Below are 13,562 nucleotides of genomic sequence, written 5' to 3'. Positions count from 1 at the left end.
GGCCGCACCTGCGTGCGGCCCACGCTTTAACGACGACGCGAAACAAGAAAACGGGCCTTGCCTGGGAAACCAGGCAAGGCCCGCTTCATTGCGGAACCTGCGGAACTGCCGGAAGCGCGTTCGAACCGCGCGGAGCAATCAGCGCTGCCCGGCAGGTTCGATCGTTTTCGTCGAATCGCCGGCCAGGGTCCGCGCAACGGGCACGGCGATGCGCAGGCGCTCCATCGTTCGCCCCGGATGAATGAGCGCCGCGCCGATCAGGCTGCTCACGACCGCAAGCGCGCCGCACAGCGCGAAGCCGGCTTCGTAGCCTTGCGCGCCGGGCATGCCTTGCACGAGCCGCCCCATCACCACGGGCGCGATCACGCCGGCGAGCGATGCCACCGAATTGCCTATCGCCAGAATCGCGCCTCGTTGCGGCGCGGGGGTGACTTCGGCCAGCAACGCCGGGCACAGCCCATAAGCGATCGGCGTGCAGCCGAACGTCAGGATCAGAATCGCAAGGCGCAGCGCAAGCGGCATTTGACCGTCGAGCATGCTCATGTAACCGAGACCCGCCGCAAGAAGGCAGCCGGACGTGTACCAGCCGCGCGCGAAGCGGGAACGCACGCCTCCTCCGATCAGCCGCTGTGCGACGAACGACAGGCCAAGCGACACCGGCACGGCCGCCGCCATCACGAGCGCGTAGTAGCGCCCCGAAGCGACCGCGTCGTACGACAAGCCCTTCTGAAAATAAACGGGCAACCATGTAAAGCCGAGCGCAACGCCCCAATACGATGCGAACTGGAGCAGCATGCTGCCGAGCACCGTGCGATCCGTGAGCAGACGTCGATAAGCCACGCGCGCCTGCGGCGCATGCGAGACCGGGGACTCGTCGAGACGGCCTTCCCTGCCGTAAGCCAGCCATATCGCCGACCAGATCACGCCAATGATGCACAGCATGATGAAATTCGCGCGCCAGCCCCAATGCCGCGTCACGTGGGGAACGATGACGCCGGCGGCCAGCAAGCCGATGCTGCCGCCCGCCACGTACAGCGAAACGGGCAAGATCCGCTTGCTGGGCGGAAACCATTTGTAGACCGCATGCACGGCGACCGGATAGGCGGGCCCTTCCGTGAAACCGAGCGCGACGCGCGAAGCGATGAACACCAGCATCGACGAAGAGACGACCAGCGGCAACTGGCACAGCGACCAGGAGAGCGCCAGGACGAGCGCGATGACGCGGGTGGAAATACGGTTGGCGATAAAGCCGCCGGCAATGCCGCCCAAGGCGAACAGCCAGAAGAAACTGCTGCTCACGATGCCGAACTGCAAGGGCGTCAACCCAAGGTCGTTCATGATGGGCACGGCCAGCATGCCGATGACCACCTTGTCGAAAAAGTTAACCATCAGAAAGGCCAGCATCAGCAGCGCGATGCGCCATGCCTTGAACGGCTCGTATTGCGTGCTCATATCGTCTCCTTTGTGGACTGTCACGCCCGGCGCTTCGCTGCATGCGCCTCGCGGCGCCGGGCACCGAAGGCCGCCGCGCGAGCGCCCTTTTATTTCGCGGCGTTGCGAATCAGGTCCGCCGCTTTCTCGCCCACCATGATGGCGGGCGCATTCGTGTTGCCGGCCGGCACCGTGGGCATGATCGAAGCGTCCACCACGCGCAGGCCTTCCATGCCGCGTACCCGAAGCTGCGGATCGACCACGGCCATCCCGTCCACGCCCATGCGGCAAGTGCCGACCGGGTGGAACACGGTTTCGGCTCTCGTTTGCACGTAGGCGCGGATCGCGTCGTCGTTCGCGTTGTCGGCGTCGAACGCTTCCGTCGCGATCTCGCGTCCGCCCTCGAGGGCGAGCGCCGGTTGCGCGAAGAGTCTGCGGATCAGCTTCACGCCGGCAACGAGCCCTTCCATGTCGCGCTCGTCGGACAAGAGACGCGCGTCGATGACCGGCGCATCGCGCATGTCGCCCGACCGCAGCCTGACGTGGCCCCGGCTATGGGGGCGCAGCACGCAGGCGTGGCACGAGTAGCCGTGCGGCGGCTTCTTCTTGCCTTCGCCGCGCTCGCCCACCATCGCCGCCGTGAAGTGCAGTTGCAGATCGGGTTCGGAAAGGTCAGGCCGACTCTTCACGAAAGCGCCCGCCTCGGCGATATTGGAAGCCACCATGCCCGTGCGGTGCTTGCGGTAGCGCAATATTTCGCCGAGCATTCGTGCGAAGCCCCGCATCGAATAACCGAACAGATCGGTCGAATCGACCTGTTTGTTGATGACGATGTCCGGGTGATCGTGCAGGTTTTCGCCCACGCCCGGCAGATCGTGAACGACGTCGATGCCGTGATTGCGCAGATGCGCGGCCGGCCCGATACCCGAAGCCATCAGCAACTGCGGCGAGTTGTACGCTCCGCCGCTCACGATCACTTCGCGCCGCGCCCGCAGCGTCTGCTCCACGCCGCCGCGCACGACCGTCACGCCGACTGCCCGACGCCCTTCGAAGCCGATGCGCAGCACCTGGGTGTCGGTCAGCACGGCAAGACCTTTGCGGCCGCCGTTCAAACCGGTGTCGCTCGCGTCGGCCCGATGAAGATAGGCGCGCGCCGCATTCCAGCGTTCGCCGTTGTGCTGCGTGACCTGAAAGAGGCCGGCGCCTTCCTGCGTCTCGCCGTTGAAGTCCGGGTTCAGGCAGATGCCCGCCTGCTGCGCCGCTTCCAGAAAACGCCGGGAAAACGGGTTCGGCGTGCGCAGATCGCTCACGTATAACGGGCCGGTGCCGCCGTGCCACGGGTTGTCGTCGCGGCCTGCGTAACGCTCGTTGCACTCGCTGCGGCGGAAATACGGCAGGACGTCCTCGTAATTCCAGCCATTGCAACCCAGGGTCGCCCAGTGATCGTAATCGCGGCGGTGGCCGCGAATGTACACCATCGCATTGATCGACGAGGAGCCGCCAAGACCGCGGCCGCGCGGCTGCCACGAGCGCCGCCCGCCCATGGCGTCCTGCGGCTCCGAGTAATAGCCGTAGTTGCGCTCGCCTTGATGGCCCGCCGTCTTCGCGATGCCGATGGGTGTCCACACGGTGTAGTGGTGATCGTGCGGACCCGCTTCCAGCAACGCCACCGTCACGCCCTCGTCCTCGGCAAGCCGGCTCGCCACGGCGCATCCCGCCGACCCCGCGCCGACGACGATATAGTCGAACTCGCCCGCACTCGGCGGCGACGGCATTTTCCCGTTATTCATCATTTAGCATTCCATATCGTTTTGCGGGCGCCGCATATATTCACGGCGCATTCACGGCGCTGGTCGTTATGCGGCTCCCACCACCGACTTGAACTCGAGGAATTCCGCGATGCCGTATTCGCCGAACTCGCGTCCGTTGCCCGACGCCTTGTAGCCGCCGAACGGTGCGCTCAGGTCCATGCGCGCGCCGTTGATCAGCACGGCGCCCGCGCGCAGTTCGCCCGCCACGCGTTTGGCGCGCGCGGAGTCGGCGGACCACACATAGGCGGCAAGGCCGTAATCGGTGTCGTTCGCGAGCGCAATGCCGTGCGCCTCGTCCTCGTACGGAAGCATCACGAGAACCGGCCCGAAGATCTCTTCGCGCGCGATCGTCATGTCCGCGTGGACGTCCGCGAAGACCGTGGGCTTGACGTAGAAGCCGCGCGCGAGGCCCTCGGGTCGGCCCGGGCCGCCCGCGACGAGCCGTGCGCCTTCGCTCACACCGGTCGCGATCATTTGCTGGACCCGCTCGAACTGGGCGCGGCTCGCCATCGGGCCCAGCTTGTTCGCCGCTTCGCGCGGGTCGCCGACGCTCAGCGCGGACGCGGTGGCGGCCGCGATGTCGACCGCCGCCGCATAGTGTTGCCGCGGCACCAGCATGCGCGTCGGCGCGATGCAGGTCTGCCCCGAGTTCATCATGCAGCTCACCACGCCGGCGGAGACCGCAGCGGACAGATCGGCGTCGTCGAGAATGAGGTTCGGCGACTTGCCGCCCAACTCCTGCGCCACGCGCTTGACGCTCGGCGCGGCGTTGATGGCGACGGCCACGCCGGCGCGTGTGGAGCCGGTAATCGAAACCATGTCGACATGGCGATGGCTCGACAACGACGCGCCCACGCGCTCGCCGTCGCCGTAGACCATGTTGAACACGCCGCGCGGCACACCGGCCTCGTGCAGAATTTCCGCGAAGAGGTGCGCGTCGAGCGGCGCGGCTTCCGAAGGCTTCAGGACGACGGTACAACCCGCGGCAAGCGCGGGCGCCACCTTGGCGGCGATCTGGTTGAGCGGCCAGTTCCAGGGCGTGATCAGCGCCGCGACGCCCACCGGTTCGCGCACGATGGAGGTCGAGCCCCGGCGCGTCTCGAACGCGAAGTCCTTGAGCGCCGCGATGGTCGTCGCGATCTGGCCGAGTCCGGCGGGCACGTGCAGCTCGCGGCTGAGCCATGACGGCGCGCCCATCTCGTCGGTGACTGCCGCGGCGAGGTCCGCCATGCGCGTCTTGTAGCATTGCACCACGCGTTCCAGCAGCGCGAGCCGGGTTTCGCGGCTGCTGCGCGACCACGCGGGAAACGCCGCGCGCGCGGCGGCGACCGCGCGCTCGACATCTTGGGGGCCGCCCATGGCCAGCGTGCCGACCACAGCTTCCGTGGCGGGATCGACGATATCCACGTACGTGTCGGGCGACGACGGTTCGACCCACGCGCCGTCGATGTAAAACTGCTTCAATTGCTTCAATGCCGTCTCCTGTCCATGGGGCCTGGCACGCTGCCGGCCCGGTTTGGCGCTTTAGCCGCGCTCTGTCGGTGATGCGAGATTTGCCTTGCTGTCGAGCTGATTCTGATTGTCCTGAACGATGCGCCAGAGCAGCTTGCCGGCGGCCGAGCGCGGCAGGCTTTCCACGAATTCGATCTGGCGCGGCACCTTGTAGGCCGCCATGCAGGTGCGCGCCCACTCCATCAGCGCTTCGGGCGTGAGCGTGTCGCGCGCTTTTTCGCGCAGCACCACCAGCGCCTTGACCGTCTCGCCGCGGTGCGAGTCGTGAGCCGAAATCACGCAGGCTTCCTGCACCGCCGGGTGTCCATGCAGGCGCGACTCGATCTCCGCCGGCCACACCTTCAGGCCCGACGCGTTGATCATGCGCTTGAGCCGGTCCGTGATGTAGAAGTAGCCGTCCTCGTCGTAGTGGCCGATATCGCCGGTGCGAACGAAGCGCTTGCCCTCGATTTCGATGAACGCCGCCTCGCTCGCGTCGGGCCGGCCCCAGTAGCCGTCGAACAGCGTCGGGCTGTGCATCACCAGCTCGCCGGGCTGGTTCGGGCCGAGTTCGGCGCCGCCGTCCGGCTCGATCACCCGCGCATCGACGTTGATCTGCGGAATGCCCGCGCACTGCTGGCGCGGCGCCTGCGGCGGATTCATGTGCGTGCTGCCGCAGGTCTCGGTCATGCCGTAGCACTCGATGTAGGGCACGCCGAGACGCTGTTCGATCTGCTGCGCGACGGCTTCGGGCATCGCGGTGGCGCCGCCGTACAGACGCCGCAGCGAGGAAACGTCGTGCTGCGCCAGTTCCGGACGCCCGAGCAGCTCGACGAGCATGGGTGTGACCGCGGCCCAGCAGCCGATGCGGTGATGCTCGATGAGGCGCGGCACGGCGGCGGCGTCCCAGCGCGCGAGCAGGACCATGGTGCGGCCCTGGACCAGCGCCTGATTCAGCGCGCACATGCCCGCTACGTGGCTCACCGGCAGGGTAATGAGGTCGCTTCTCTCGGGATCGTCGGAGAACCACAGCACGCGCTGGCTGACCACGTACGAAAACGCGCGGTGGCTGAGCATCGCGCCCTTGGGCTCGCCCGTGGTGCCCGAGGTGTAGCCGATCACGGCCAGTCCCGCGCCGTCGGCAAGCGGCGTGGGTGCGATGCCGGCAGCGAGCGCGCCGGCGAATTCGTGTACGCCGGCTTGCGTGAGGCGCTGGCGCGGCTCGCGCACGAACGCGGGAATCTCCATGAACGGCACGTCGCGCGGCTCGCCGGCAAATTCGGAACACGCGCCGACCACGCACCCGGCGAGCGCGCCGCTATCCAGCAGCGGGGCGAGGCGCGGCAGCATATCCTGGGTGGTGACGGCCACGCGCGCACCGGAGTCGGCTGCGTAATAGGCGACTTCGGCGGCCGTGCTCATGGGGTTGGCGGGCACGACGACCGCGCCGCAGCGCAGCACCGCGTAATACGCGATGGCGAAATGCGGACAGTTCTGCATGAGCAGCAGTACGCGGTCGCCGCTGCGCACCGAAAGACGTTGCTGCATGTAGCCGGCGAGCTTGAGCACCGCTTCGTGCAGTGTGCGGTAGCTCATCTGCGCGCCGTAGTAATCGATTGCGGTTTTCTCCGGGCAGCGCGCCGCGCTCGCAGCCAGGAAGCTGAACAGGTTGGACTCGGGCGCCCGCAGCGTATGGGGCACGCCCTCGGGCCAGTGTGCGTAGTGTCGTGTCAATCGCGCCATGGCGGTGGGTCACAAGGTTGGGCGGGACGGCGTCCCGGTTGTTCGCATCATCGCTGGCCGGCTGCGGCACTCCCCTCCCCGACGCGGGGGGCAAGAGCCGCAGTGCTTATGCATAGGTCGCAAGGCAGCCTCGGCGGGACCGGGGCGACACATCAGGAAACCATGTGCGCCTCGGCGTGACTCGCGTTGAGATCGCGAAAACGCGCCGCCGCGCCGCCGCGCCCGCCCACTCCCAGCTTCAGGTAGATGTTCTTCAGGTGCCACTTCACGGTCTCGGCCGACACGTTGAGCACCGTGGCGATCTTCTTGTTCGACATAGCCTGCGCGAGCAGCGCAAGAATCTCGCGTTCGCGCTCGCTCAGGGCGTCGACAGGCACGACGGCGGCCGCCGCCCTTGCGGCGGGCATGACCACCGCGGTCGCCCGCGCGGCACGCAGGCGTTCGCCGTAAAACGCGAGCACGGGATCGGATACGGTCTGGCTGGCCAGGGCGGCAAACATGCCCGGTGCGCTTGCCGCGACGTCGAGCAGCGTGCGCATGAGGCCGAGCGCGTGCCCCTGCCGTAACGCGTGAACGAACGCTTTTTCCGCGGCAGGCTCATTGCCCACGCCGTGATGCGCCATGGCCAGTTGAAGCCGGAGCGTTGTGGAGAGCCGGCCGCGGCCGTTCTGCTCGGAGGCGGCAACCAGCGCTTCGAGACGGCCGACGAGACCCGCGTAGTCGCCCGTGTGCAGGCACATTTCCACGCATGCGCGGGCGGCGGCAAAGCGAATTCGCGCCGCCGTGTCCGGCCCCGCGCCCGCATAACGCATTTCGAGCGTGGCGAGGCGCTCGACCACGGTATTGGCCCGCTCCGTTTCCACCTGCTCGAGATGTCTGCGCAAGCGGAGCACGAGCGCTTCCGCCAGCACGCGGTCGAGGCCGTAGCGCCCCGCATACGATTCGAGACGGTCGAGCCAGGCGCAAGCCTGCGCTCGCCGCCCCGCCGCCCAATGGGCGTTGGAGAGCACCACGAAGGCGCGCATCACGATCTCGGGCAGCGAAACGCGTTCGAGCATGCCGATGCGCGGCTCGAGCAACTGGCACGCCGCCTCGATGTCGTTGAGTTCGTAGAGCGTGTCGGCCAGCAGGCTCGCCGCCATGCACGCAACGCCCACGTACGGCGGCCCCTGGCGCTCGGCCTCGTCGAGCACTTCGCGGATGATCTTCTCCGCCTCCCTGATGCGCCCTTCCATGGAAAGGCTCAGCGCGCCCATGCAACGGCCCAGCAGGCTACTGCGCGGCGCTCCCGCGCGCCGCCCCATGTCGTCGAGCACGGCCCGCGCTTCGTCGTATTCGCCTCTCGACATATGCAGCCAGGAGAGCACGTTGCCGCGGCCGTTCCAGGCGAAATCGTCGGCGTCGGCCGGTATTGCGCGCAACGCGGGCAGCATGGCCACGACCGCGTCGGTGTCGTCCTGCTGGAGCGCGAGGCCGGCGCGCAGCAGGCACAGCGTATAGCGCTGGCGCTCGTCGAGCGCATCCGAAGTGGCTTCGAGCTGATCGAGGCTGCGCCCGAGCGCCTGGAAGTTGCGCGAATAAAGATGGACATACGCCATCACGATATGGAGTGCGAAGCGCTTCTGGACCAGTTCGAGCGGCAGCATCCGCAAGAGGCCCGACAACTGGTTCAGCTCGCCCTGGGCCAGCAGCGCCTGCGCGCACCGCTCCACCATGCCGGCCGCCGCGGCGGGATCGCCCGCCTTGACGGCATGAAACACCGCATCGTCGATCTGGCCGTGCGCTTCGAACCAGCGCCATGCCACGGCGTGCGCGCGACGCAGCGCTTCGGCATCGCGTTCCGCGAGACGAGTCAGCAACGTTTCGCGCAGCAGCGGATGAATGCGATACCAGATCTCGCGGTCGTGACTGCCCACCTGCGTGATGAAGAGGTTGTCGGCTTCGAGCTGCGCGAGCCGCGCCCGGATACGGGCCAGCGCTTCTTCGCGCCCGACGACGCTCGCGCAGAGCGGAGCGCTGAAGCGATGGCACACGGCCACGCGGGTCAGCATGTCCAGGTCGTCCGCCGCGAGCCGCAACAGGACTTCGCATTCGAAATAATTGGCGAAGGTGCGCGGATCGTGGACCTTCACGACCGGGTAGTCGCTTCCCTGGCGCGTGCGCAGGTCCACCGCGAAAAGCTGTAGCCCGGCCACCCAGCCGTCGGTCAGCGCATGCAGCGCGGCCGCGTCGCGCGGTTCGATCGAGCCGAGCTGCTCGCGCAGGTAACGCTCCGATTCCGCTTCGCTAAAGCGCAGGTCGCGCATGTCGAACTCGCTCACGACGCCTTGCGATCGCAGCCGGTCGAGCGAAAGCGCAAGCGCGCTGCGCGAGCACAGCGCGAGATGTAACTGAGGCGGCGCATAGTCGAGCAGCCATTGAAGCGCCTCGAAAATACGCGGATCGTTGACGTGATGCAGATCGTCGATCATCAGCATGATGTGGCGCTGACGCTTGCCGAGCGCCTGCACGAGCGTGATGACCCAGTGCTCGATCGCCGTATCGTCGCTTCCCTGCGCAACCAGCAACGCGGCATCGCGCACGACGGACGGGTCGGCTTCGGCGATGCTCGCGAGCAGGCAGTCGAAGAACCGGGCCGGCTCGTTGTCCTCGCTCGAAAGCGAGAGCCAGCTCACGTCGAAGCCCATCAGGATGAGCGACTTGCGCCACGCGACCATCGTGCTTGTCTTGCCGCTGCCGGCCTGCCCCTGGATCACGACGCAACGATGGCGCCGCGCTTCGAGCAGGCGCGTCATGAGGGCATCGCGCGACATCATGCGCCGCGTGCCGCGCGGAGGCAGCAGCTTGGTGCTGGCAACGGGCCGCACGGCGCGATCGGGCGGCGCCGTCTCGCTCGCCGCGTGAGCGCCGGCCGGCGCGGCGGCCTCTGCCGACGTCGGCGGCTGAAGGTTCTCGTCAGCGGCGCCGTCGTTTCCGAAACCCGCCAAAGGAAGCGCCTCCGCCCCGTAGGCGTTCATGAACCAGTGAAACCCTCGCGCTCCCTGCGAGGCGCGCTGCTTTTCGATGAACGACAGCGCTTCGGCAATATGCTCGGGCAAGCCGCCCGCGCACAGCCCGGACTGCGCATCGCGCAGATAGCCTTGGAGCAGACGCAGCCACGCGCTGCCGTTCGGCGCGAGCTGAACCAGAAAATGCTCGCGGCCGCAGAGCCACTGCTGAACCGCCGGATGATGATGGGACAGATGATTGTCCGCGACGACCAGCAGACGCTTGCCAGGCTCCAGCCTCGTTTCGAGCTGGCCGAGGAAGCCGAGCCACGATACGTGGCGCTGCACGTTGAGGTAGGTTCCGCCGCTGCCGTTCATCAAAGCCCGCAGCGACGTAATCAGCGATGTCGCCAGGTGACGCTGCCACGCGTGAACCGGACGCGCAACGCCAGGCGCGCGCGCGAGGTCGGCCGCGGGGTGAGCCTCGATCCGCTCGTCGAGCGCAAAGACGAGCGCGTGCTCCGGCGGCGCGATATAAAGCCCGACGATCGCCACGTGCCGGCCGTACAACTCCAGCAGTCCGTCGCCGCGCTGCGCGCTTGTCCCCTGCGGCGCGATTCCGGTTGCCTTCCAGTGCCGCGACACGCTTGCCGCGCTCACGCCCAGTTCCGCCGCGAGCTTGCGCGTGCTCCAGGCCTTTTCGCCGTTGCCCGGCGTCTCGGTCGTGAGCGAGACGAGCCGCGCGACGTCGACCTTGACGGGCGGCGCGCCGCGCGGCAGTTCCTCCTTGATCCCGGCCATGCGCGAACGGACGTACCGTTCGCGCCAACGCGCCACCTGCATGCGGCCAATGCCGAGGTCGTGCGCGATCAGTTTGTTTTGGACACCGTCGGCCGCCATCAGCACGATTCGCGCGCGCTGGGCGAGTTTCGCATTGCCGATGGAAGACGAAACCAGTGCAACGAGTTCATCGCGCTCGGCGGCAGAGAGAACAACAGGAGGAGCAACGCGCATGATCGGACGAGATGAAATGGCTATTGAAAATCGCAAACGTGCCGTGATCGTTGGTTCACGGCTCTACAACATTGAAGTCCCCAGTGAAACGGTCCAGGGTGGCCAGCAGTGCCGTAAAGCGTGCCGCTTCGCCTTCGAGCACGATATGCCCTTGCGCGATGGCGTCCGCAAACGTGATCTGCGCCAGAAGGATCTGGTTCAGCGTGGCGCGGGACAGCGACACCGTCACATGCGCGGGCAGGACGTGCGGCGTTTCGGAGTGCGTCAGCGCGCCGTGCTGGAGGTTGAGTGCATAGCGCTTGCCCGTGTCCGTGAAATGCCACGCGAAACGGCTGTGCATGTGCTGGGCCTTGAGACCGTCCACGCGTATCGCGAGGTAGTCGAAGAACAGCGTGTCGCTGATCGCGCACACCATGTCGGCGCTGCGCGGGCTCACCGCCGCGGTGCTCGCGCGGCCCTCGCGCAGTTCGCGCGCGCCGAGCAGGAACGCGTTGCGCCACGTCGCCGATTCGGCCTGAAAACCCATCTGTTCGAGCGCCGCCGCGCACAGTTCGCGTGCGTCGCGGTTGCCGGGTTCGGCAAAGACCAAATGGTTCATCACCTGCGCGACCCAGCGGTATTCGCCGCGCTCGAAGTCGCGGCGAGCGCGCTCGATCATCGCTTGCGCGCCTCCCATGTACTCGACATAGCGCGGCCCCGACATCTCCGGCGGCAACGCATGCAGGTTGCTGGGGTTGCCGTCGTACCAACTGAGATAAAACTGGTAGATCGCCTTGACGTTGTGCGAGACGGTGCCGTAGTAGCCGCGCGCGTGCCATTGCGACGCGAGACTATCGGGCAGACGCATCTGTTCCGCGATCTCGACGCCGCTGAGGCCGTGATTCATCATGCGCACGGTCTGATCGTGCAGGAATTTGTAGAGATCGCGCTGCTGCTCGATGAAGGCGGTGAGGCGCGTATTGCCCCACGTGGGCCAATGGTGCTGGGCGAACACGACATCGGCATGCGGCGCGTAGCGCTCGAGCGACTCGTTCAGGTAGTTCGACCACAATTTCGCGTTGCGGACCTGCGCGCCGCGCAGCGGGCAGAGATTGTGCAGTGTGCGCGTGCCGTTCTCGGCCAGGTTCAGCGCGCGCAATTGCGGAAAGAAAAAGTGCATTTCGGCGGGCGCCTCGCTTTCGGGCGTCAACTGAAACACGATCTCGATGCCGTCGATCACGTGCGTCTCGGTCAACTCGCGAATCAGTTGCGTAGGCTCGATCAGCGTGACGGTGCCTCTCGGGCCGGTCTTGCCGAGCCCCGCGTCGATCTGGCAACAGGCGTTGCGCGCGAGCGTGGAGCCGCCCTGGAACTGCGCGCGCCGCCACATGACCGTTCCCGCCATGACGTTTTCCGACACCGCCTCTTCCATGAAGCCGAACGGCGCGATCACGGACACCTTGCCGGCGCGCACGTCGGCCTCGGTCGTCACGCCCTTCACGCCGCCGAAGTGGTCGGCGTGGCTGTGGCTGTAGATCACGGCGACGACGGGTTTCTCCGGACGGTGTTGCAGGTACAGGTCGAGCGCTGCCTGAGCCGTCTCGCGACAGGTCAGCGGGTCGATGATGATGAGCCCCGAATCGCCTTCGATAATCGTCATGTTCGACAGATCGAAGCCGCGCACCTGATAGATGCGCTCGGTGACCTTGAAAAGACCGTGGATGAGGTTAAGACGCGCCTGACGCCACAACGACGGGTGGGCGGTTGCCGGAGCCACGGGATCGCTCAGGAAACCGTAGTCGGCCACGCTCCATACCAGCTTGCCGTACGCGTCGCGCACTTCGGCATCGGGCACCGTGCCGATGAACCCGCGCCGCGCCTCCTCCTCGTCCATATGGTCCTCCACCGGCAACTCGCGGATGGCCTGCTGATGGGCCGCTAGGGTCGACGGCGTGGCAAAGCGCTCGGCGCGCTCGTTTTCGGACGGTGCAACGGGGGTAACAGGGGTAACGGGGGGGACAAACGACATGCTTGGGGTCTCCGGTCGTTTTGATGTTTCGTTTTGATGTTTCGTTGTGCTCTTGAACCGCAGGCACCATTTCATCCCCACGCGACATATAATTCAAATGAAAGTTTTTTATTCGAGCCATGCAGAAAAGGTTAATTCATGAACCTTAAGCGACTGGAACATCTGGTGGCCGTGGTGGAGGAAGGAACGCTCGCCGCGGCGGCGCGGCGCGTCAACCTCACGCAGCCTGCGTTGACACGCAGCATTCAGACACTGGAGGACGAGGCCGGCATGGCGCTCTTCGATCGCGGCGCCCGCGGCGTGACGTTGACGTCGACGGGACGGATGGTGCTGGAACGGGCAAGACGCATCCTGTTCGAGACAAGCTGCCTCGAACGCGACCTCCAGCTCGTGCAACAGCATGAAATGGGCAGCGTGCGCTTTGGGCTCGGCCCGTTTCCGGCCGCCATTCTGCTTTCGCGCGTTCTCAGGGTCATGCAGCGCAACTGGCCCAATCTGCGCGTCAACGCGGAAGTCAGCAACAGCGAAGTCCTGTTCGCGGCACTGCAATCGGAGCAACTGGATTTCGTGCTGAGCGCGAACAGCTTGATGCCGCTAACCGTTGAAATGGCAGTGCGCCCGCTGATGCCCGAACCGATGGGCTTTTTCGTGCGGCCCGATCATCCGTTGTGCGGCACTCCCGTCGAGCTGGTGCAGATTCGCGAAGCGAGGCTCGCCTCTGTGCCGCTGCCGGTGGCGGTACACGAGCGCTGGCGAACCCTGCTTCGATGCCGCCCCGGCGAAGACGTGGCGACGCGCGTCGAGAGCAACGATTTTCGTGCCTTGACGCAGCTTGCCCGCCATGAGGACGTCATCCTGATCGCGCCGAACCGCGCATTGGAAGATGAACTGGCGGCGGGCGCACTCGTGCAGTTGCGCGTCGAAGACCTTCGGGATTTCAAGGTGCAGTATTCGATTGCTTATCTTGCGCAACGAACGCTTTCGCCGGCGGCGGAGAAAGCGATCGCAACGATCGAGGCGGTGGGCTGACGGTTCTGCTCGCGATATTGCGCAAGGCGGGATACCGCGGTTTGCTGG

General features: G+C 66.4%; 7 protein-coding genes. 1 reads left to right on the top strand and 6 read right to left on the bottom strand.

The window, feature by feature from the left end; translation table 11 throughout:
* Positions 1–138 precede the first annotated feature (138 nt).
* The 6 genes from U5805_RS08230 to U5805_RS08205 form a co-directional block, all read right to left on the bottom strand.
* Entirely contained in the window at positions 139–1,452 is a 1,314-nt protein-coding gene (locus U5805_RS08230; RefSeq protein ID WP_322102971.1) for an MFS transporter, read from the bottom strand.
* Positions 1,453–1,541: 89 nt separating this feature from the next.
* Positions 1,542–3,224, bottom strand: a complete 1,683-nt coding sequence (locus U5805_RS08225) for a GMC family oxidoreductase (RefSeq protein ID WP_322102970.1) — start codon at positions 3,222–3,224, stop codon at positions 1,542–1,544.
* A 63-nt stretch (positions 3,225–3,287) separates the two neighbouring features.
* Positions 3,288–4,715, bottom strand: coding sequence for an aldehyde dehydrogenase family protein (locus U5805_RS08220; protein WP_322102969.1), 1,428 nt, complete (start codon positions 4,713–4,715; stop codon positions 3,288–3,290).
* Positions 4,716–4,766: 51 nt separating this feature from the next.
* A complete protein-coding gene (locus U5805_RS08215) occupies positions 4,767–6,476 on the bottom strand; it encodes a long-chain-fatty-acid--CoA ligase (RefSeq protein WP_322102968.1) in 1,710 nt (569 codons plus the stop codon).
* A 152-nt stretch (positions 6,477–6,628) separates the two neighbouring features.
* On the bottom strand, positions 6,629–10,477 hold the full coding sequence (locus tag U5805_RS08210) for a LuxR C-terminal-related transcriptional regulator (protein ID WP_322102967.1): 3,849 nt from the start codon (positions 10,475–10,477) through the stop codon (positions 6,629–6,631).
* Positions 10,478–10,532: 55 nt separating this feature from the next.
* A complete protein-coding gene (locus tag U5805_RS08205; protein WP_322102966.1) occupies positions 10,533–12,485 on the bottom strand; it encodes an alkyl/aryl-sulfatase in 1,953 nt (650 codons plus the stop codon).
* Between the two features lie 138 nt (positions 12,486–12,623).
* Between U5805_RS08205 and U5805_RS08200 the strand changes: the two genes are divergently transcribed.
* Positions 12,624–13,514 (top strand): LysR family transcriptional regulator, encoded by an 891-nt coding sequence (locus U5805_RS08200; RefSeq protein WP_322102965.1) that lies wholly within the window; start codon positions 12,624–12,626, stop codon positions 13,512–13,514.
* Positions 13,515–13,562 lie beyond the last annotated feature (48 nt).

This window comes from Paraburkholderia sp. J41 (assembly GCF_905220235.1).
GTDB lineage: Bacteria > Pseudomonadota > Gammaproteobacteria > Burkholderiales > Burkholderiaceae > Paraburkholderia.
Note: the sequence above shows the minus strand (reverse complement) of the source record. Positions and strands in the feature narration are given on the sequence as shown.